The organism is Streptomyces sp. NPDC052036 (assembly GCF_040680495.1).
Lineage (GTDB): Bacteria > Actinomycetota > Actinomycetes > Streptomycetales > Streptomycetaceae > Streptomyces.
This window is the reverse complement of record NZ_JBFAWW010000003.1, coordinates 52,340-72,565: the sequence shown is the minus strand read 5'-3', so window position 1 is coordinate 72,565 and position 20,226 is coordinate 52,340. Positions and strand designations below refer to the sequence as shown.

Here is a 20,226-nt window from a genome sequence, read left to right as displayed (position 1 = left end):
CGCAAGCCGGTCCGCCGGGGCGTCAGCTCCCGCAAGTCGGTGGCCTCGTAATCCGGGCCCCTCTCTGTGGCGGGCATCGCGGCCACCGCGTGCCCGCCACCGCCTTTTCCCGCACACCGCACCACCCCACTCACAGGAGCCTGAAATGGAGTTGACCGACCGCGTCGTGCGGATCGTGCACGTACCGGGGGCCGGGCTGCTGGCCGCCGACGTCATGGGCCGCATCCACCTGCTCGACGAGAACCTGCACGTCCTCAGGTCCTCCGCCGCCCCGACGGGAAGTGTGGCCGCGGGCCACGCCCCGGTGTACACCGTGACCGCATCCGGTGACTGGGTGGTGGGCCGCGACAAGCGCGGGACGCTGCTGCGCTGGCGTCTGGACACCCTCGACCTGGTCGACGTCCTCGACGCCGACCGCACGGCGAACCGTGCCGAACTGCTGGAGGGCGAGGAGCCCTCCCCGGTGATGAGCCGCGGCATCACCGTGCACAAGGGCAAGGTCTATATGAACAACGGCTACCGCCAGATGGCCGTCCTGGACCTGGAGACCTTCGCCGTCGAGCGCATCGAGCCGAACTTCGCGGGCCATGTCCCGCTGGAGTGGTTCTGCCAGGACCACCCGGAGATCGACGTGGCCTCCGACAAGGCCGGCCGGGTCTTCCTCGGCGACCTGGAGACCCTGGACTTCCCCACCGTCGTCCAGGCCGACGGCGGCAACATCCACCGCATCCTCTACGACCGGCTGCACAACCGGTTCTGGGCCACCCAGGACGACGGCGTCGACGAGAACAACAACATCGCCAACGGCGTGCTCACGCTGGACGTGCACGGCAACATCACCGGGCAGCTGCTGCTCGCCCGGGACGACGTGGAGTTCCTGGCGTTCTCACCGGACCACCGCACGGTGTACGTCGGCGGCTTCGACGGCGTCCTGCACCTGCTGGACAACAGCACCCCCGAGCTCCGGGTGGCGTCCACGGTCACCGGCTTCTCCCACCAGCTGACCGACTTCGCCGTCGCCGACGACGGCACGATCTACACCCTCACCCAGGACGGAGACCTCCGCCGGCTGACCGCCGACGGCACCCGGACCCTGGCCCGCGCCCCCTTCCGGCGCCAGTGCGTGTGGGACATCCAGCCCTCGGCGGAGGACCCGGCCGAGCTGTACGCGGCCACCGACGACGGCGTCGCCGTGCTCTCCCTCGTCCCCGACGGTCTCGGCGAACCGCGCCTCGACCTGCGCGCCCACCACACCCACGACATGGGCTTCACCCGGCGCGTGGTGCCGCTGCCGGGCGGCTGGGCCGGTGTCACCCGCGACCAGTGGGTCTTCCGCGCCGACCGGGACGGCACGGTGCTGTGGCGGCACCACCTCGGCTCCCTCGCCCACACCGTCGCCGGCTCCCCCGACCACACCCGACTGCTCGCCTGCCACAACGACGGTGTCGAGGAACTCGACGCGGCGACGGGTGAGGTGCTCGCCCGCCTGGACATCGGACGGGCCTCCGCCTGGGCGGGCTGCTATCTGCCCACCGGAGAGCGAGTCATCGCCTCCAGCACCGGCCTGGTCAGCGTCCACGCCGCCGAAGGCGACGAGGTGCTGCGGGAGTTCGACACCGAGGAGTACCCCAAGCGGATGTGGGCCGACGGCCCCGACGCCGTGATCATCAGCGGTGAGAACGGCGTCAAACGCGTCCTGACGGCCGACGGCGAGGTCACCCACCGCTGGACCGAGCTCCTTGACAACACCGTGGAGAACGGCGTCCTGCTGGCCGACACCGTCTACGCGGTCTCCTACGGCGCCCAACTCTCCGCCTACGAACGCGAGTCCACGGAGATCACGGCCCTCGTGGAGGACCTGCCGGACTTCGCCAAGGCGCTCGTCGCCGTGCCGTTCGCGGACGAGCACGTGCTGCTCACCGGCGGCCGCGGCGGCTGGATCCGCCTCTTCCGCCTGGCCGGCGAGGACCGCAAGGCCCCGCTGACCCGGGTGCGTGACCTGCTCCTGCCCCGGCAGCGGACCACGCCGTGAGCGGCCCGGCCGCGGAGCAGTCCAAGCCGTCACCCTGGCGGGACCGCCGGTTCCGGATCTTCGCCGCCGGCAACGTCGTCAACAACATCGGCGAGGCCGTCTACACCGTCGGGCTCCCGCTGTTCGTCTACGCCCGCACCGGTTCCCTCACCGTCATGTCGCTGCTGGCCGTGCTCACCCCGGCCACCCTGCTGCTCGCCCCCGTGCTCGGTGCGATCGTCGACCGGCACGGGGCGCGGGTCCTGGTGGTGCCGGGGCTGCTGGTCCAGGCCGCCGCGGCGATCGCGCTGAACCTCACCGGCCTCTCCGCCCACGCCCCGGTGTGGCCGCTGTTCGTCTTCGGCGCCCTGGTGCAGATCGGCGGCGCCGCCTACCGGATGGGCTGGATGACGGGCGTGGCGCACATGTTCCCGGACAACCCGGTGCGCTCCCGGGCCAGCCTCGGCAGTCTCTACACGGTTACCAACGTGGTCGGGCCGCTGCTGGTCAGTGCCGCCCTGCTGTGGGTCGGCTACGCGGGGCTGCTCTGGTTCAACGTCGTCACCTTCTTCGCGCCGATCGTCGTATGGCTGACGGGTGTCCATCCGCCCCGGCAGCGGCCCGCCGACGGGGGCGACGGCATGGTCCGGGGCCTGGTGGACGGCCTGCGGGTGATGCGGGCGACGCCCGTGCTGCTGCATGCCGTCCTGGTCTTCGTGCCGATGCTGCTGGTCGGCACGACCGGCACGATGACCCTGTCTCTGTTCCGGCTCCAGCACGACTGGGACCTCTCGCCGCGCACGGTGGGCCTGGTCCTGGTGGCCGTGCGCATCGCCGGAGTGCTCGGCACCGTCCTCGTCTCCGAGCGCAAGACCTTCCCGTTCCGCGCGATCGTCCTCGTCGGCACCGTCGGCATGGGCGGGGCGCTGCTGCTGATGGCGTCCCGCTCGGAGCCCGTGTTCGTCGCCGCGATGGTCGTGATGTTCGGGTTCCAGGCCGCGCTCGGCGTGGCCAGTGACCTGATGGTGTTCACGTTCGTCCCCGCCGACGCACTGGGCCGGGTCGGCGGCATCGTCGACCTCGTCCTCGGCCTGCCGGTCCTGGCCGGACCGCTCGCCGTCCCCGCCCTCGCCGACGCCCTCGGCGCGCCCGCCACCTTCCTTGCCTTCGGCGGCCTCCAGCTCGCCGGCCTGCTGTGGCTGTGGCGCACCTGGCGGCAGTGGGCGCCTTCCGCACCGCACATCCCGTCCCGAGAGGAGGCCGTCCCCGCATGAACGACGGCAGCAACACCACATGGCATCCGGGCCGAACGGCCGTCCGCGCCCGCGTCCCGGTCACCCTGCACCGGGCCGGTCACCGCACGGCTGACCTGGTCACCTTCACCGATCTGCCCGACCGCGAGGAGCACCTGGCCGTGGTCGTCCCCGGCCCCCGCCGGGCGACCCCCCTGGTCCGGCTGCACAGCGAGTGCCTGACCGGCGACGTGTTCGGCTCGGCGCGCTGCGACTGCGGCCCCCAGCTGGAGGAGTCGCTGCTGCGCGTCGCGGGGGAGGGCGGGGCCGTGCTGTACCTGCGCCAGGAGGGGCGCGGGATCGGCCTGTACAACAAGCTCGACGCGTACGTCCTCCAGGACCGCGGCAACGACACCTTCGAGGCCAACCGGCTGCTGGGCCGCGGCGAGGACGAGCGTGACTACACGGCGGCCGCCGAGATGCTGCGCGCCCTCGGCCTGACCCGCATCCGGCTGCTGACCAACAACCCGGACAAGGCGCGGCAGTTGGCCGACCTGGGCATCGAGGTCACCGAGACCGTGCCCACCGGGGTCTATCTGACCGGCGAGAACGGCCGCTACCTCGACGCGAAGGCCCGGCACGCCGGCCACACCCTGCTCGTCCCGGACGCCCTGCCCCTGGCGTCCGCATCCCGTACCGAAGACCTGGAGGTGTCTGTCCTGTGATCCGCCACAACGGCCCCATCAGCGGAGTCGCGGCCTACGACGGCAGGTACGTGGCCACCGCCGGCTACGACAACCAGCTCGTCCTGTGGGACGCGCGCACCGGCCGGGCGCTCGCCCGCGCCGTCCACGACCATCTCGCCAACCAGGTGTCCTTCAGCCCCGACGGCCGTCATCTGGTCTCCTCCTCCAGCGACTACACCGCACGCCTGTGGTCGGTGCCCGACCTCAAGCTCCTCGCGGTGCTCTCCGAGCAGGAGGACGACGTGGAGATGTCGTCCTTCCACCCGTCCAAGCCGCTCATCGCGACCGCCTCCCGTGACCACCGGGTCCGGGTCTACGACTTCTCCGGCACCCTGCTGCACACCTTCGGCGGCCACACCGCCGACGTCATCTCCGTCGAATGGGCGGCGGTCGGCGACGAGTTGGTCTCCTCCAGCGACGACGGCACCATCAAACGCTGGTCGCTCGACACCGGCGGCCTGCTCTCCGACACCGACCTCGGCGGCGTCGAGACCGACACCATCGCCGTCACCCCCGAGGGCACGGTGTACGCGGGCAACGACGAGGGGGAGATCGTCGTCCTCGCCGCCGACGGGACCTCCACCTACCACGCCCACAAGGCGGGCATCAAGCGGCTGGTGCTGGACGTGGCCCAGGGCCGGATGGTGAGCCTCAGCTACGACCGCACCCTGCGGGTGTGGGACGTGACCGACGGGCTGCGGCCGGTCGCCTCGTCGACCTTCCCGGCCGACGTGTGGCCCCGCTCGTGCGCCTTCCTCGACGGCGACACCCTGGCCTTCGCCACCTTCGGGTCGTCGTACGCCATTCACCGCATCGCCGAGGGCAGCTGGGACCTCGACCATGTCGAGCCCACCCATGGCGTGAACGCCGTCGCCGTGCACGAGGGACGGCTGCTGACCATCGGGGACGCCGGGATCCTGCGGGCCGACGGTGTGCCGGCCGCCGCGACGGGCAGCCTGTGCAACTTCCTCACCCCGGCCGGCGGGCGGGTGTTCAGCGGCGGCCAGATGGGCACCGTCTTCGACGCGCTCACCGGCGAGGTGCTGTACCAGCACCGCTCGCCGCTCAACTGCGGCGCCGCCTTCGAGCGCGCCGGGGTGCCGCACGTGGTGATCGGCGCCTACACCGGTGAGGGCCTGGTGTTCTCCGTCCAGCCCGACGGCGCCGTCAGGCACGAGGCGACGCTGCCGCTGCACACCGGCGCGGTCAAGGGCGTGGCGGTGTCCGGGGACCGTGTCTTCGCGGTCTGCGCGGACGCGGCGGCCTCCTGGTTCTCCACCGAGGACTTCACCGGGACGGCACGCGTCGACGCCGCCCACGACCGGATCGCCAACGGCTGTGCGGCGCTGCCCGGCGGGCGCTTCGCGAGCGTGAGCCGGGACGGGCTGCTGCGGCTGTGGGACGGCCCCACCGCGATGGCCCTTCCGACCCCGCACGACCACTCGGTGAAGTGCGCCGCCGCCTCGCCGGACGGCCGGTACGTGGCCACCGGCTCCTACAGCGGCATGGTCGCCGTCTTCGACACGGAGTCCGGGACCTGGCCGGTGGTCCAGCGCCCGACCACGGCCGGCATCTCCTCGCTGTGCCACGACCCGCGGCGGGACGCCTTCCTGGCCGGTTCCTACGACGGGCGGGTGTACGAGATCCCCGGAGGCGACCGATGAACCCGAACCTGGTCGGCGACCGGGCGGCGATGGGACTGCCCGAGTCCTTCGTGCGGCGCAGCTCCGAGGAGTCCATCGGTACCCACCGCGACCTGCTGACGGCCTCCCCCGAGACCCTGATCGCGGTCGCGACGGCGCCGCACGAGCCGTGCCCCCGGCGGCATGCGGCCGGCACCGTGCTGGGCCTGTTCGGCGACCCGCGCATCCGCGTCCTCGACCCGGAGATGATCGACGTGCCGGCCGCCCGGGTCACCCTGGGTCTGCCGTCGGAGCGGGTCGCCGAGGTGACCGACCGATGGCGGCACGTCGGCGTGGTGGAGGAGTGGATCGCCAAGGAGAGCCCGGCGCACGAGGTCGACATCGCCGCCTTCCGCATCGCCCGCTACCCGGTGACGAACAGCGAGTACCGCGCCTTCCTGGAGGACACCCACGAGACCTGGCTGCCGCGGTCGTGGCCGTTCGGCGTCTACCCCCGGGAGCTGGCCAACCACCCGGTGTGGGGCGTGCCGGCGGAGGCCGCCGACGCGTACGCGGCCTGGCTGTCGCGGCGCACGGGCCGCCGCTTCCGGCTGCCGTCGGAGGCGGAGTGGGAGTACGCGGCCTCGGGCGGTGACGGCCGCGAGTACCCGTGGGGCGAGTCGTTCCGGCCCGAGTGCGCCAACACCGTGGAGGCGGGCCCGCTCACCACGACCCCGGTCGGGGTCTACCCCGCCGGGCGCAGCCCGTTCGGCGTGGACGACCTCGGCGGGAACGTCGAGGAGTTCGTCGCCGACGACTACCGGCCCTACCCCGGCGGTGCCCCCGAGCCGGACGACCTGCTGCTGACGCAGGGGGCGTACCGAGTGGCCCGGGGCGGCAGCTTCACCCGCTACGGCGATCTGACCCGATGCCGCAGGCGGCACGGCTGGTACGACAAGCCCATCTACGTGATCGGCTTCCGACTGGCTGAGACTCCGTGACCCCTGCGCCGCGAAGGCCGGCACCGGGCCGGCCTTCCGCTGCGGCTCCCTGCGCGCCTGCGTACGGCGGGCGTTGACCGAACCGCTGTGTTCCGTATCACAGACCTGACACTTCACCTCCCCGCGCCGAGACCTAGGATGGACGGGATCGTCTCGGGTCGGGACGGAAAACGGGGGGTGGACGAAAGGTCCATGGCGCTGGGGGAGTCGGGACACTTTGCCGTCAGATTCAACATTCTGGGATCACTGGAGGGCTGGCACGGGGAGCGGCGACTCAAACTCGGCAGCCCCACGCAGGAACGCGTGCTGGTCACCCTGCTGCTGGAACCGGGCCGCATGGTCCCGGTGTCCCGGCTGGTGGCCGCCGCATGGGACGACGAGCCGCCGCAGACCGCCGCCCACCAGGTCCGCAAGGCGGTCGCCGCGCTGCGCAACCGCATACCGGGCGGCTCCGAACTGATCGTCACCGACGGGATCGGCTACCGGGCCCTCCTGGACGCCGGTCAGCTCGACCTGCATCAGTTCAACCAGCATGCGCGACTCGCGAGGGAAGCGGTGGCCGCCGGGCGTGCCGTGGAGGCGGCCGACGAACTGCGGACCGCGCTCGACCTGTGGCGCGGGCCGGTTCTCGCGGGCGCGGGCGGCGAGGTGATATCCGCCGCCTCCGCCGCCCTGGAGGAGCGGCACATGACGGTCGCCGAGCAGTATCACGAGCTGCGCCTCGAACTCGGCGAGGCCGCCGAACTCGTCGCGCCGTTACGCGAGTTGGTCACCTCGCACCCGCTGCGCGAGGCCCTGCGCGGCCAGTTGATGCTCGCCCTGTACCGTTCGGGCCGGCAGGCGGAGGCCCTGGAGGAGTTCGGCCGGGTCCGCGACCTGCTCGTGGAGGAGCTCGGCATCGACCCCGGCGCCGAACTCACCCGGCTCTACGAGGCGATCCTGCGCGACAGCCCCGAAGTCGCCCCCCGGCCACCGCAGTCGGTGACCGGCCGCGGCGCTCCGGCGCCCGTCGCCCAGGACGACCTGCCGCCCAAGCTGGAGCAGCCGCCCCGGACCCTGCCGTACGACCTGCCGGACTTCACCGGTCGGGAGGCGGAGCTGCGCCGGATCGTCGCCGCCGGCCGGGCCCCCGGCCGGGGTGCCGCCCGGATCCTCGGTATCGACGGCATGGGCGGCAGCGGCAAGACCGCGCTCGCCGTGCACGCCGCCCACCGGCTGGCCGAGGAGTACCCGGACGGGCAGCTCTTCGTCGACCTGCGCGGGTTCAGCCCCGGGGAGAAGCCGCAGGAGGCCGGCACGGTGATCGACTCCCTGCTGCGCAGCCTGGGGGTGCCGGACGACCGGATGCCCGACGGCCTGGAGCGCAGGATCACCCTCTGGCTCAACATCGCGGCGCAGCGCCGGCTGCTGCTGGTCTTCGACAACGCCGTGAACGCCGCGCAGATCCGGCCGCTGCTGCCCCCCTCCGAGGGCTGCCTGGTGCTCATCACCAGCCGGATCCGCATGCTCGACCTCGACGGCGCCGAGTGGCTCTCCCTGGAGCTGCTCTCCGGCGACGACAGCGCCGCCCTGCTGGCTCGTACCCTCGGGGAGGAACGTTCCGTCGCCGAACCCGGGGCCACGGCCCAGCTGGTGCAGCTGTGCGGAGGGCTGCCGCTGGCCCTGCGGATCACCGCCGCGCGCCTGCGTAACCGGCCGCGCTGGACCGTCCAGTACCTCGTCGACCGGCTGGCCGACGAGACCCGCCGGCTGCATGAACTCAGCGCGGGCGAACGCAGTGTGGAGGCCACGCTGCGGCTGTCGTACCAGGCGATGGAGGAGAGCAGGCGCGCCGCGTTCCGGCTGCTGGCCGAGCATCCCGGCGGCACCCTGGACGTGCACTCCGCCGCCGCGCTGCTCGGCGGCGACGTCCATGAGGCCGAGGACGCTTTGGAACACCTCCTCGACATCCATCTCCTGGAACAGCCGGAGATGGGCCTCTACAGCTTCCACGACCTGGTGCGCACCTACGCGATGGCGCTGCGCGGCGACGAGGACGGCGCCCGGGAGGCGGTCCAGCGCCTGGTGTCGTACTACGTCACGGCCAGCGAGGCCGCCTGCGACGTGCTCTTCCCAGGGCGGTCACGGTACGACACCGGGGCCGGCCGGCGGCCCTGGCGGTTGCCGGAGATGGCCGACGACGAGCAGGCGCTGCGCTGGTTCGGCCGTGAGCACGACGCGCTGCGCGTCGTCGTGGAGCGGGCGGGTGCCTACGGGGTGCACCGCGACGCGGTCGTGCTCGCCCGGAACTTCATGTTCTATCTCAACCTGCGCGGTCACCACGAGGAGTTCGGGGCGATCAGCCGGCTGGCGGTCGACTCCGCGCGGGTGCTCGGGGATCCGCCGCTGCTCCAGGTGAGCCTCGGCAATCTGGGCATCGCCAACTGGTGGCTCGGCGCCTTCCAGGACGGCATCGTGGTCGCCGAGGAGGCGCTGCAACTGGCGTCGGCCACCGACCACCGGCCCACGGAGGCGTTCTGCCTGGATGTGCTGGGCCTGCTGCACAGCGCCCTGGGCAACTTCGAGCGGGCCTGCGTCTATCTGGAGCAGGGCATCGCGCTGCACCGCGAACTCGGCGTGGCGCGCATGGAGGCGGAGGCGCTGGCGAACCTCAGCTCGGTGCTGACCTGGACCGGCCGGTACGCCGACGCCGCCCGGCACGCGGCCCGGGCGACGGAACTCAACCGGCGGCTCGGCGAGCGCGGCAACGAGATCACCTCGCTCACCTGGCTCGCACTGGCCCACCTCGGTCTCGGCGAGGACGAACGGGCGCGGGTCTGTCTGGCCCAGGCCCTCGAACTGTGCGACGAGACCCTCCAGCCCGGCAACGTGGCCTTCGTCCACGCGCACTGGGCCCAGCTGTGCCAGCGCCTCGGCCAGGACCAGACCGCCGCCGAGTACGCGGACCATGCCATGGAACTGGTCTCGGCCCGGGGGATGCCCCTGCGGCAGGCGGCGGTCGCCAATGTCGTCGCGCTGGTCCATCTGCGGCGCGGCGAACCGGCCCGGGCCATGGACCTCCACCGTCACGCCCACCGACTGGCCTCCGCGCTGGGCTACCGCATCGAGACGGCCCGTGCCCTGCACGGCATGTCCCAGGCGGCCGAGGCACTGGGCGACGACACGGAAGCCGAGGCCCACCGCAAGGCGGCCGAGGAACTGTACGACGCGATGGACGTGACGGAGGCGGGCCGCCACGTGTGACGGCCCGCCTCCCCGGCGCGCGGAGGGGTCGCGCAACCGCTCCGTCAGGCAGCCGAACTGCCCGGCCCCCGACCATCGGCCGGGACCGCGGCGGCGATGACACCGGGCCCGCGGTCGTCGGCGGGGACAGCCACGGCGACGATCCCGGGCCCACGCCCGTCTGCCAGAACCTTCGTGCGGACGACGCCGGGTCCGCGGTCGTCGGCGGGGGTTGCCGCGGCGATGACACCGGGCCCGCGGCCGTCCGCCAGGACCGTCGTGCCGACGACTCCGGGACCGCGGTCGTCGGCCTGAGTGTGCCGGGCGGCGTGACCCGGGGCGGCCGCCCCGATGGCCAGGATCGCCAGGCCGGCCACCGTCACCACGGCTGCCCTCGTCCGCAGAGTCATCGTGCGCATCGTTGTTCCCCCTGTGCGTTCGGTGATCGTCCCGTCCTCGGGACATCACCGATGCTGCGGGGGACCGTTCCCCGTGCCTTCCCGAGTCGTTCCCCACGGGAGGGAAGGGGCGGGAGAGCAGTCCGCCGCCCAAGGGACTTGTGCTGCCTCCGTCCCCGCCTGCGATCAACCAGCCGCCGCGTGTCTCTTCCATGCCGGAACTGCGTGAGCGCAGATCCGCCCCCTGGGCCCGTGAACGGGCCTCGTGGTGACTCTTGGTTCGCCACGGATGACGGCGTAGCTGCTGTCCGACGAGTGTCGGGCAGCAGCTACGCCGTTTCGCGCTGAATTACTGAAAACCGCGACCGCGCCCACCGCGGACGACGAAGGGTCCACGACTTCCACGGTCTCTGCGACCCCGCGGTCCCTGCGCCCCGGCAGGCCCCGTCAGGCGGCGGTGGCGTTGACGGTGACCGGGATGTTGCCGCGCGTGGCCTTGGAGTAGGGGCAGATCTGGTGGGCGGCGGCGCCCAGTTCCGTGGCGGTGTCCTGGTCGACGCCGCCGAGTTCCAGGTTGAGCGCCGCGACCAGGCCGAACTCTCCGTCGTCCCCGTGCTCAAGGGTGACTTCGGCGGTGATGGCCGTGCTCGTCAGCCGTACCTTGCGCTGCGCGGCCGCCCGGCGTACGGCGCCGGGGAAACAGGCCGCCCATCCCGCGGCGAACAGCTGCTCCGGGTTCGTGGCGTCGCCGGCACCGCCCAGCTCCTTCGGGATGGACAGCGTCGTCTCCAGCAGTCCGTCCTCGGACTGGACGCGGCCTCCGTTACGGCCCTCTCCGTCGACGTGGACAACGGCGGTGTAGCTGACTGCCATGGTCGGGATCCCCTCTCGTGCATCGAACGCCGAGTCGACGAGTGCGCCCCTCCGAGTCACCCGTTCAGGCGGTGACGGAATGCTGACAGCGGCAGTCGTCACCCGTCAAGCAGGTGATGTGTGGCGGCGCACGTTTCGGGCTGACAAGAAGATTTCGACCTGTATGGGCGATGACTGAGCCGACCCGGAACCTTGAGTCACCGTCTTGACCGGTGACGGCGGCTCTGTAACAGTCATCCCGTACGCATCTTGGCGACGCATTCACGGAGGGCTCACGTGATCAACAGGCGCACCTTCGGCAAGGCCGTGGGCACGAGCGCGGCGGCCGTCTCGCCGGTCGGTCCACAGGGGGTGCCGTCCGCCTCCGCCGCCGCACCGCGCGGGACCGCCGCGTCGGCCGTGCCCACGGTCAGCCCCGGCGCGCACGCCTCGTTCCCGCGCCTGAAGCAGATCAGGGCCGGCCTGCTGGACGTCGGCTATGCGGAACTGGGTCCCGCCCACGGCCCCGCGATCATCTGCCTGCACGGCTGGCCGTACGACATCCACAGCTACGTCGACGTCGCCCCGCTGCTGGCCGAGAAGGGCTACCGGGTGATCGTCCCGTATCTGCGCGGCCACGGCACGACGCGCTTCCTCTCCGACCGGACGTTCCGCAATGCCCAGCAGTCGGCCATCGCCCTCGACATCGTCGCCCTGATGGACGCCCTGAAGATCGAGCGGGCCGTACTGGCCGGCTTCGACTGGGGCTCGCGCACCGCCGACATCGTCGCCGCGCTCTGGCCCGAGCGCTGCAAGGCCCTCGTGTCGGTGAGCGGCTACCTCGTCACCAACCTCCAGGCCAACCTGAAGCCGCTGGCCCCCACGGCCGAACACGCCTGGTGGTACCAGTACTACTTCGCCACCGAGCGAGGCCGGGCCGCCATGGAGGACAAGACCCTGCGCCACGACCTGACCAGGCTCGTCTGGGACACGGTCTCCCCGACGTGGGACTTCGACGACGCCACCTTCGAGCGCACGGCGGCGGCCTTCGACAACCCCGACTACGCGGCCGTCGTCATCCACAACTACCGCTGGCGGCTGAGCCTCGCCGACGGGGAGCGGCGCTACGACGGACTCGAGAAGCGGCTCGCCACGCGGCCGGTCGTCGAGGTGCCCACCATCACCCTCGATCCCGAGCGGGACCCCTTCACCGCTCCGGGGGGCGGCGCCTCGTACCGGGACCGGTTCACCGGTGCGTACGAGCACCGGACCCTGACAGGGATCGGCCACAACGTGCCCCAGGAGGCCCCCACCGCCTTCGCCCAGGCCGTCATCGACGTGGACCATTTTTGAGTCACCCTCTTGACGGGTGACCACCTCAGAGATCGAAAGGGGTCAGGCCATGGAAAGCCAGAACACGAAGGACGGCGCCGCGGCGGCACGCCGGGCGAGGTTCGGCAAACTGCCCGAGCGCATCCGCTACGAGGACATGGTCCAGGAGAAGGTGGCTACGCCGAACGATGCGACGCGATACGCCTACGACCCCGAGGCGTCGTGGATGTCCTTCTCCTGTCTCGCCGCCGACCTGGGCCTCTGAGCCCGAGGGCGGTGATCGGCCGCGGCTTCGGTAGGTGGCGCATCTTGCCCGGCACCGCAGTAACCGGCCAGAATGGTGATGTGAACCTCGATCATGCCTTCGTATGCGGAAACCCGGCACTCGACTTCGCCGCAACGCTCCGAGCGCGCCGTTCGGTCCGCTTCGAGATGTTCGCGACGCCGGACCGGCTCAACGCGTGGTACGTGGAGTCCGGCCTCGTCGATGCGGTCTCCCCCAGCCGGGAGGCCGACGTCGAGCAGGCGACGACCGTACGGGAAGCCGTCTATCAGCTGGTCACCGCCCGCAGGCTCGGGGAGGAGTACGACGGGGCGGCACTGACCGTGGTGAACAACGCGGCACGCAAGCCTTCGGCCGTACCGCAGCTCACCCCGTCGGGGCGATGGACACAGGCAACCCCGGAAGAAGCCCTCTCCATGGTGGCGCGCCATGCCGTCGAGCTGCTGAGGGGTCCGGACGTGCCCCTGCTCAAGGAGTGCGACAACCCCGAGTGCACCCGCACCTATATCGACCGCTCGCGGGGCATGCGCCGGCACTGGTGCGGGATGGAGTCCTGCGGCAACAAGATCAAGGCGGCCGCGTACCGCGCCCGTAAGAAGGCCGCGCCCGCGACGGCCCACTGACCCACCGTCGCCGTCGGCCACAGCGACGGTGACGGTGACGGCGAGGGCCTGAGCCCTCAGGCCGTCGCCGACTCGCCCGCCGTCGCGCGAAGGTGTGCGATCCCCGTGTCGAGCGCCGCCCTGAGGTGGGTCGAGTCACCCGTGGACATCATGATGGTCACGCCTCCCTGGATGCCCGCCAGCAGCGCGGCGGCCGTCCGCTCCACATCGAGGTCCGGCGACACCAGGCCGCTCGCCTGAAGGGTGCGCATACCGCGGGCGAGCTGCCCCTGCCATTGGCGCATCAGCTCCGTCACGATCGCCCGCGCACCGGGGCCGGACCGCCCGACCTGCAGGAACAGTGATCCCAACGGGCAGTGGTCACCCTGGAGTTCATAGCGTTCCACCACCACGTCCCGCCACTGGTACCAGGACTCCCACGAGTCCAGCCGCCCCAGGTGCGGCTGCTGGTCCTCCAGGACGCGGTCCGCCTCGAACCGGGCCACCGCCAGCAGCAGTTCGTCCTTGCCGTCGGGGAAGTAGTGGAACAGCTGGCTCTTGCTCGTGCCGGTGCGGCTGCGGATGTCGTCGAGTGTCGTGACGGCGACACCCTGCTCGCGCAGCACCTCGGCCGCCCCCTCGACAATGCGGGCCCGAGTGGCGCGGCCCTTCGCGGTCAGCGCGTCCGGCATGCGGTCTCCTCCGCCCCTCCCCCTCAATGGACCAACAGGTCCATTTTACCGGCGGCATCCCGGACGGCACGGGACGACGCCGGAAGACACCGGAAGGCACCGGATGACGGCGAGAGCGGCGTCCCAGTCTGGACTTGCCGGTCCAAAATCCTCGACGCACAGTGGTCCGCACACCAAGGCATCCGCACACCACGAGCCGTACGAGACGGGAGAGGGCGCGTCATGAGTGCACGACTGCGGAACAAGACGGCGCTGGTCACGGGGTCGACCAGCAATATCGGGCAGGCGATCGCGGAAGCGTTCGCCGCCGAGGGGGCCCATGTCATCGTGTCCGGGCGCAATCGGGAACGGGGGACACGGGTCGTCGAAGGGATCCGCGCGTCCGGCGGCCGCGCCGACTTTCTGGTGGCGGACCTCGACGGCAGCAAGGAGGCCTCCCAGGACCTGGCCGACCGGGCCCGGGAGACCTTGGGCGGGCGCGTCGACATCCTGGTGAACAACGCCGGCATCTACCCGGCCCCCGGGACCGTCGACACCGACGAGAAGACGTTCGACAGGGTCTACGGCGTGAACGTCAAGGCGCCGTTCTTCCTCACCGCCGCCGTCGTCCTCGCCATGGCGGAGGCCGGTGGTGGAGTGATCGTCAACCTCGGCTCGTGGATCGCGCGCCTGGGCGTCCCTCTCGGCGCGCTCTACAGCTCCACCAAGGGAGCCATGGAAACGCTCACACGGGCCTGGGCCGCGGAGTTCGGCCCGATGGGCGTACGGGTGAACGCCGTCTCCCCGGGCGTGATCCTGCCCCCGTCCCCGGAGGACAGCGAGCCCCATCCGGGCGAGATCATGATGAAGGGCACCCCGGCCGGTGACGTCGGCACGCCGGACGCCATCGCGCACGCCGTGGTCTGGCTGGCGAGCGACGAAGCGGCCTTCGTCCACGGCACCGTGGTGGATGTGGACGGCGGCAGGACAGGGGTCGCCGTCATCGCGTCGTAGCCGCTCAGGACCCGACCCCTGTCTGCCGGGCTCGCCGGGCTCGCCGTGTCTGCCGCGCGAGGGCGGCCGACACCCGAGCCCACGCGCTGCTGCGGCGGGCTCGGGCACGGCACATGCGCGGTCGATCCCCAGTGACGTTCCCTGGTTACCTGGTTACGTTCCCCGGTTACGTTCCCCGGTTCCGATCCCCGGTTACGATCCCCGGTTACGATCCGCTGTTCCCCTGCACGGTGAACGAGTAGTCGTAGGGCGCCGTCTGGAGACCGGAGCGGGTCGTCGCGTAGACCGTGAGGTCGGAGTAGCCGTCCGAGGCGGGGGTCCAGTCGATGCGCGCGGTGTGGTGGGCGTGCGCGGCGACCGTGACCTCCGGCTCCCCGTTGAAGGAGTACGTGTAGCTCACGACCCCCTTCACCTTCGGTGTGAAGGTGAAGGTGCCCGGGACGCCCACACCGCCGCCCGAACCGTTCTCGGGGTAGACCTCCGAGGCGACGGTGGGAGTGGTGTCGTAGCCGGTGCTCCACGAACCCGCGTCGCTGACCCAGCCGTTCGCGCTCTTGCTGGTCACCGAGAGGGACTCGCCGTAGAGGCCGTCCAACGTGAGCTTCACCTTCGCCGTGCCGTCCGCCGCAGCCTTGACGTCGACGGTCTCGTCGCCGTTGGGGCTGCCGACGGTGTGCACGGAGTAGCCGACGACCGGGCTCGTCGACTGAAGCGCGGCGTCGGGCAGGAGCGTGAACGTGGTCGGCCTGCCGAACTCGGGCGACGGGACGTCCGAGGTGACGGCGGGTGCCGTGGAGCTGACGAGGAAGCTGTAGCTGCTCATCGCCGACACGTTGTAGGCCCGGTCCAGGCTTCGCACCCACAGGGTCATCGGACCGGAGCCCGTCGGCGGTACCAGACTGAGGGTGGCCGAACCGCCCGGGGCGTCGGCGCGCGTGAAGTATCGCGGGTCCGCGTACGGGTCCACAGGCTGGGGAACACCGTGGTCGCCGATGGGCGTGCCGATGACCGGGAGGTCCTGCTGCCAGGAGTACTCGAACCCGGTGACGTCGTCGACGCCGTTGGCGCTCAGCGTGAACCTGACCGGCTCGCCGCCCCGGTTCCATGTGTCCGGCGGATAGTTCGGCGAGGAGACGGTGGGCGCGTTCGCCGGGCGGGTGTCGTCGATCGTGACGTAACAGGGGGCCGACCAGTCCGAGGCGGTACTTCCGGCCACCGTCTGCGCCCGCCAGGCGTAGGTCTGCCCGTCGGCGAGCGCGTCGGAGGGCAGTTGTCCGGGGGCCTCGAAGCCGGGGGTGGCGTGCTCACGGGTGACCGTCGTGGTCTGCGCCGGGTCGGTGACCGGCCAGACCTGGTACTGCACGCTGACCGACGGGTTGCCGGTGGTGTCGGTGGTGGCGGGAATGCCCTCGACGACAAGGCCGGTGCCGGCCCAGACGTAGGTGGGCCGGTCCGCGTCGGTCGAGCAACTCCGGTTGCCGTTGAACAACTGCGTGGGTGTGGTGGGCGTCCCGCCGGCCGCGCTCGCGGGCGACGCGACGGCCAGTGCCAGGCCGAGGGTTCCCAGAGAAGCGAGGACGGCACGCGAGCGCGCGCCGAAGGGCATGGTCAAGTGGTCCCTCCCGTTCGGATGCCCGCATAGGGTGCTGATGCGCACTGGTGTGCGGGCGGCGAGGGGATCGTATGAGGTGTCACAGGCCGGCGCATGAGAATTACGGGAGTTGAGGGAACCGGACGGCCGGACCGGGCCGCCCGGACAGGAAACGGCGTGCTGCGTACGGTCGTCACGACCGGGCGGCGGACGTCACCTGCCATGGCACTAGGATCCGGCCCATGGCGCTGACCATGAACGACGTGGACCGGTTCGAGGCCTCCAGGTCCCGCCTGGAGGCCATCGCCTACCGCCTGCTCGGCTCCGCGAGCGAGGCCGAGGACGCCGTACAGGAGACGTTCCTGCGCTGGCAGGCCGCCGACGTCGAGCACATCGAGGTCCCCGAGGCATGGTTGACGAAGGTTCTCACCAACCTGTGCCTCAACCAGCTCACCTCGGCCCGCGCGCGCCGCGAGACCTATGTGGGCCAGTGGCTGCCCGAGCCGCTGCTCGCCGGAGACCCGATGCTCGGCCCGGCCGACACCGCCGAACAGCGCGAATCGGTCTCGTACGCGGTCCTCGCCCTGCTGGAGCGCCTCTCCCCCGGCGAGCGGGCGGTGTACGTGCTGCGGGAGGCCTTCGCCTGTCCGCACCGGGAGATCGCCGAGATGCTCGACATCACCGAGGCCGCGAGCCAGCAGATCTTCCACCGCGCCAAGAAGCATGTCGCGGCCGGCAAGGCCCGCACCGAGATCGACGAGGCCGCCGCCCGGCGGATCATCGATGAGTTCCTGGCGGCCGCCACCACCGGCCGGACCGAACCGCTCGTACGGCTTCTCACCCAGGACGCCGTCTCGATCGGCGACGGCGGCGGAAAGGTCCCGGCCCGCGCCAAGGCGTTCGAGGGTGCCCTCGCGGTCGCGAAGTTCATGCGGGGCCTGTTCAAGCCCAGCAAGGCCAAGAGCGCCCTGGTCGGCGGTTCACCCGAGCTCTACGCCACGACCGCCAACGGCGGCCCCGCCGTGGTGGCGGTCGTCGACGGCCGGGTCATCGGCGTCATGTGCCTGGAGATCACCACCGAGGGCATCGCCGCGTTCCGCAACCAGGTCAACCCCGAAAAGCTCGACCGCGCGAGCCGGCGATGGGCGGCCGCCGACCGCGGCGAACCACTGCTCCGGCTCTTCTGACCCGATGTGAGGTGCTTCACATCGCGCTGCTGTCAGGAAAGGGCGGCCCGCCCGGTTCAAGGGGCGAACCCGCCGAAGACAGGAGCCAGGACATGCAGTACCGCATCGTCGTCCTCGGAGCCGGATACACCGGCGCCATCGCCGCCGGCCGCCTCGCCAAGCGCCTGCACCGCGAAGACGTCGCCATCACCCTCGTCAACGCCGAGCCCGACTTCGTCGAGCGCGTGCGGATGCACCAGCTCGCGGTCGGCCAGGACCTCATCCCCCGGCCCTTCAGCGAGATGTTCGCGGGTACCGGCGTCGAACTGAAGCTCGCCCAGGTCACCGCCGTCGACGTCGACCGCAGGACCGTCGCGGTCCTCGGCGCGAACGGCGCCGAGACACTGGAGTACGACACCCTCGTGTACGCCCTCGGCAGCGGCTGGAACGGCCAGGGCGTCCCCGGCACCGCCGAGCACGCCCACGAGATCGCCAGTCGCCCCGGAGCGCTCCGGCTGCGCGCACGCCTGGCCGGCCTGGACGCCGGACAGCCCGTGGTCGTGGTCGGCGGCGGCCTCACCAGCCTGGAGGCCGCCGCCGAGATCGCCGAGGCCCGCCCGGACCTCGACATCGCCCTCGTCGCCCGCGGCGCCCTCGGCAACTGGCTCTCGCCCAAGGGCGCCCGGCATCTGCGGAAGGTCTTCGGCAAGCTCGGCATCACGGTGCACGAGCACACCGTCGTCACCGGCGTCGAGGCCGACCGCGTCACCACCGCCGACAACACGACCGTCCCGGCCGCGGTCACCGTGTGGACCACGGGCTTCGCCGTCCACCCGATCGCGACGGCCACCACCCTGGAGGTCAGCGACACGGGCCAGATCGTGGTCGACGGGACCATGCGCTCGGTCTCGCACCCGGACGTGTACGCCATCGGCGACGCGGCCCTGGCGATGGGCCCGGGCGACAAGCCGCTGCGGATGTCGTGCGCCTCGGGCACCCCCGCCGCATGGCAGGCCGCCGACGCCATCGCGGCACGCCTGACCGGCGGGAAGCTCCCGAACGTACCGCTCCGCTACTTCAACCAGTGCATCTCGCTGGGCCGCAGGGAAGGCCTGATCCAGTACGTCACCGCCGACGACCGCGCGGTCCGGGCGGCCCTGACGGGACGGCCGGCCGCCGTCTACAAGGAACTGGTCTGCAAGGGCGCGGCCTGGGGCGTCGCCAACCCGACGATCGGCCTGCCGACCCGACGCCGCCGCGTCGTCGCACCGGAGCCGGCCCGGCCGGACTCGACGGCCAGGACGCCTGCCTGACGCACACCGTGAAGCGGGCTCCTTCGGCTCGGGGCGGCGCCCGCTTCACGGAGCCCTTGTCACAGTCCGAACAGCGTTGCCGCGTTGTCGTGGCACACCGCCCGCAGCCACTCCTGCCCGAGTCCCAGCCGCTCCAGGGCGTGGAGCTGGTGCACATAGGGATAGGGGATGTTGGGGAAGTCGGAGCCGAGCAGGATGCGGTCGCCGAGCCCGGCGAGCCGGGGCAGGGCCCGGCGGGGGAACGGCATGAACCCCTCGGCGAAGTCGGTGAACGTCATCGTCGTGTCCAGCCGCACCTGGTCGTACCGCTCGGCGAGGCCGAGGAACTCCTCGTACTCGGGCATCCCCAGATGCGCGACGATCAGCCGCAGCCTCGGGTGCCGCGCCAGCACCCGCGCGATCGGCTCGGGGCCGGTGTACTTGCCGGGCGCGGGCCCGGAGCCGCAGTGGATCACCACGGGGATCCGTGCCTCGGCCAGCACCCCCCAGGCCCGCTGGAGAAGTTCGTCGGCCGGGTCGTACGCCCCCACCTGCACATGCGCCTTGAACACACGCGCGCCCGCCTCGACGGCCTCGCGGACGTACGTCTCCACACCCGGCTCGGGATAGAGAGTGGCGGTGTGCAGACAGTCGGGGGTGCGGTGGGCGAAGTCGGCAGCCCATCCGTTCAGCCACCGGGCCATGCCGGGCTTGTGCGGATAGAGCATGGCGGTGAAGGTCCGGACGCCGAACTCCCGCAGAAGGGCGGTCCGTTCCGCCTCCTCCTTCCGGTAGGCGATCGGCCACTCGAGCCCGCCGATCAGCGGTCCGTTCGTGTCGAAGTAGTCCCAGACCTTGTGCAGGACACGTTCGGGCATGAAGTGCGTGTGGACGTCGATCAGCCCGGGAAGACCGAGCCGACCCCAGAAACGACGGACCTCCCCGGCCTCCTCGCCCGACGCCACGTCGTCACGCGTGGTTCCCGGTACGCCCGCGACCCCGCTCGCCCTCGGCGATCCGGCACCGTGCGAGGGGCCGTGGGAGGGGGTGGGTTCGGCGGAGCCGGCAGGGTCGACGGAAGCGTCGCGGTGATCGTCCATGCCGCTCACGATCGGCCTTGACGGGGGGACGGGTCCACCCCTCTCGACCCGCACCCTGGCTACGGAGGCCGAGGGGTGCCCGGAACGCAGC

The 20,226-nt window shown here is 71.7% G+C and carries 17 protein-coding genes; 12 read left to right on the top strand and 5 right to left on the bottom strand.

Annotated features, from left to right (window positions below; translation table 11 throughout):
* Positions 1 to 145 precede the first annotated feature (145 nt).
* From AB0L95_RS06665 to AB0L95_RS06640, 6 genes are all read left to right on the top strand, one after another.
* On the top strand, positions 146 to 2,032 hold the full coding sequence (locus AB0L95_RS06665; RefSeq protein WP_365157972.1) for a WD40 repeat domain-containing protein: 1,887 nt from the start codon (positions 146 to 148) through the stop codon (positions 2,030 to 2,032).
* A complete protein-coding gene (locus tag AB0L95_RS06660) occupies positions 2,029 to 3,285 on the top strand; it encodes an MFS transporter (RefSeq protein ID WP_365157970.1) in 1,257 nt (418 codons plus the stop codon). Before AB0L95_RS06665 ends, AB0L95_RS06660 begins: the two co-directional genes overlap by 4 nt.
* A complete protein-coding gene (gene ribA, locus AB0L95_RS06655; RefSeq protein WP_365157967.1) occupies positions 3,282 to 3,968 on the top strand; it encodes a GTP cyclohydrolase II in 687 nt (228 codons plus the stop codon). The genes AB0L95_RS06660 and ribA overlap by 4 nt, the downstream gene beginning before the upstream one ends.
* Complete coding sequence (locus AB0L95_RS06650; RefSeq protein WP_365157964.1) at positions 3,965 to 5,653, top strand: WD40 repeat domain-containing protein; 1,689 nt, start codon at positions 3,965 to 3,967, stop codon at positions 5,651 to 5,653. The genes ribA and AB0L95_RS06650 overlap by 4 nt, the downstream gene beginning before the upstream one ends.
* Complete coding sequence (locus AB0L95_RS06645) at positions 5,650 to 6,612, top strand: SUMF1/EgtB/PvdO family nonheme iron enzyme (RefSeq protein ID WP_365157962.1); 963 nt, start codon at positions 5,650 to 5,652, stop codon at positions 6,610 to 6,612. The genes AB0L95_RS06650 and AB0L95_RS06645 overlap by 4 nt, the downstream gene beginning before the upstream one ends.
* 177 nt (positions 6,613 to 6,789) lie before the next feature.
* Positions 6,790 to 9,855 (top strand): BTAD domain-containing putative transcriptional regulator, encoded by a 3,066-nt coding sequence (locus AB0L95_RS06640; protein ID WP_365157959.1) that lies wholly within the window; start codon positions 6,790 to 6,792, stop codon positions 9,853 to 9,855.
* A gap of 44 nt (positions 9,856 to 9,899) precedes the next feature.
* Here AB0L95_RS06640 and AB0L95_RS06635 read toward each other — a convergent pair whose 3' ends face one another.
* Positions 9,900 to 10,244, bottom strand: coding sequence for a hypothetical protein (locus AB0L95_RS06635; RefSeq protein WP_365157956.1), 345 nt, complete (start codon positions 10,242 to 10,244; stop codon positions 9,900 to 9,902).
* 435 nt (positions 10,245 to 10,679) lie between these two features.
* Complete coding sequence (locus tag AB0L95_RS06630) at positions 10,680 to 11,105, bottom strand: organic hydroperoxide resistance protein (protein WP_365157952.1); 426 nt, start codon at positions 11,103 to 11,105, stop codon at positions 10,680 to 10,682.
* Between the two features lie 276 nt (positions 11,106 to 11,381).
* Between AB0L95_RS06630 and AB0L95_RS06625 the strand changes: the two genes are divergently transcribed.
* The 3 genes from AB0L95_RS06625 (at position 11,382) to AB0L95_RS06615 (ending at position 13,322) form a co-directional block, all read left to right on the top strand.
* Positions 11,382 to 12,437 carry an alpha/beta hydrolase gene (locus tag AB0L95_RS06625; RefSeq protein ID WP_365157949.1) on the top strand — a complete coding sequence of 352 codons (1,056 nt, stop codon included), beginning with the start codon at positions 11,382 to 11,384 and terminating at the stop codon, positions 12,435 to 12,437.
* A gap of 49 nt (positions 12,438 to 12,486) precedes the next feature.
* On the top strand, positions 12,487 to 12,681 hold the full coding sequence (locus AB0L95_RS06620) for a hypothetical protein (protein WP_365157946.1): 195 nt from the start codon (positions 12,487 to 12,489) through the stop codon (positions 12,679 to 12,681).
* Between the two features lie 80 nt (positions 12,682 to 12,761).
* Positions 12,762 to 13,322 carry a CGNR zinc finger domain-containing protein gene (locus AB0L95_RS06615; RefSeq protein WP_365157943.1) on the top strand — a complete coding sequence of 187 codons (561 nt, stop codon included), beginning with the start codon at positions 12,762 to 12,764 and terminating at the stop codon, positions 13,320 to 13,322.
* A 56-nt stretch (positions 13,323 to 13,378) separates the two neighbouring features.
* On the opposite strand, the gene AB0L95_RS06610 is transcribed toward AB0L95_RS06615, so the two are convergent.
* The gene (locus tag AB0L95_RS06610; RefSeq protein WP_365157940.1) at positions 13,379 to 13,993 is read right to left on the bottom strand and encodes a TetR/AcrR family transcriptional regulator; all 615 of its coding nucleotides are present in this window, start codon (positions 13,991 to 13,993) and stop codon (positions 13,379 to 13,381) included.
* 222 nt (positions 13,994 to 14,215) lie between these two features.
* Here AB0L95_RS06610 and AB0L95_RS06605 point away from each other — a divergent pair, with 222 nt between their 5' ends.
* Positions 14,216 to 14,986: a glucose 1-dehydrogenase gene (locus AB0L95_RS06605; RefSeq protein WP_365157937.1), complete on the top strand. Its 771-nt coding sequence runs from the start codon at positions 14,216 to 14,218 to the stop codon at positions 14,984 to 14,986.
* A gap of 205 nt (positions 14,987 to 15,191) precedes the next feature.
* Here AB0L95_RS06605 and AB0L95_RS06600 read toward each other — a convergent pair whose 3' ends face one another.
* Positions 15,192 to 16,592, bottom strand: coding sequence for a hypothetical protein (locus AB0L95_RS06600; RefSeq protein ID WP_365158726.1), 1,401 nt, complete (start codon positions 16,590 to 16,592; stop codon positions 15,192 to 15,194).
* A gap of 227 nt (positions 16,593 to 16,819) precedes the next feature.
* On the opposite strand from AB0L95_RS06600, the gene sigJ reads away from it, so the two are divergent.
* Together sigJ and AB0L95_RS06590 are read left to right on the top strand one after the other, a co-directional pair.
* Positions 16,820 to 17,764 (top strand): RNA polymerase sigma factor SigJ, encoded by a 945-nt coding sequence (gene sigJ, locus AB0L95_RS06595; protein WP_365157934.1) that lies wholly within the window; start codon positions 16,820 to 16,822, stop codon positions 17,762 to 17,764.
* Between the two features lie 92 nt (positions 17,765 to 17,856).
* Complete coding sequence (locus AB0L95_RS06590; RefSeq protein WP_365157931.1) at positions 17,857 to 19,056, top strand: FAD-dependent oxidoreductase; 1,200 nt, start codon at positions 17,857 to 17,859, stop codon at positions 19,054 to 19,056.
* Positions 19,057 to 19,115: 59 nt separating this feature from the next.
* Here the strand turns inward: AB0L95_RS06590 and AB0L95_RS06585 are convergent, their stop codons facing one another.
* Complete coding sequence (locus tag AB0L95_RS06585; RefSeq protein WP_365157928.1) at positions 19,116 to 20,135, bottom strand: amidohydrolase family protein; 1,020 nt, start codon at positions 20,133 to 20,135, stop codon at positions 19,116 to 19,118.
* Positions 20,136 to 20,226 lie beyond the last annotated feature (91 nt).